Origin of the sequence: Gemmobacter nanjingensis (assembly GCF_014652195.1) — a bacterium.
Taxonomy (GTDB): Bacteria; Pseudomonadota; Alphaproteobacteria; order Rhodobacterales; family Rhodobacteraceae; genus Gemmobacter; species Gemmobacter caeni.
In genome coordinates, this window is record NZ_BMYI01000044.1 from 3,957 (window position 1) to 4,352 (window position 396).

At 65.4% G+C, this 396-nt stretch carries 1 pseudogene; it reads right to left on the reverse strand.

What is annotated here, in order from left to right:
• Nucleotides 1-396, reverse strand: a pseudogene (locus IE126_RS25805) (phage tail protein); the annotation flags it as partial.

A 396-nucleotide genomic window follows, 5' to 3' on the forward strand; every position in this document is an offset into this window, starting at 1 on the left:
TGCCCAGGTCGCCGGATCGGCCAGCCGCTGCGGCCCGACCCCGCCCGCCGTGCTGTCCTTGCGGAGGTCATAGAGCGGGATGCCCGACATCTCGAAGCGATAGCGCGGCACCTGCGCCATGGCCTCGCGGTCATAATAGAAGGTCAGGATCGCATAGCAGAGGCCGGTGCCGACCATATCGGCGGTCCAGGGCCGGTCGGGATGCGTGCCATATCTGGCCAGCAGCATCGGATCGGCGGCGGTCTGGTTGCCGTCGTAATACTTGATCCAGGCATGGCCCTCGTAATCGCCGAGGATCGGCAGGCCGTAATCGGCATGCGCCCCGGTGCCGATCTCGACATAGTCATCGTTCAGGATCAGCCGTTCCAGCTTTGCACCGGGGGCCGAGCAGATCTC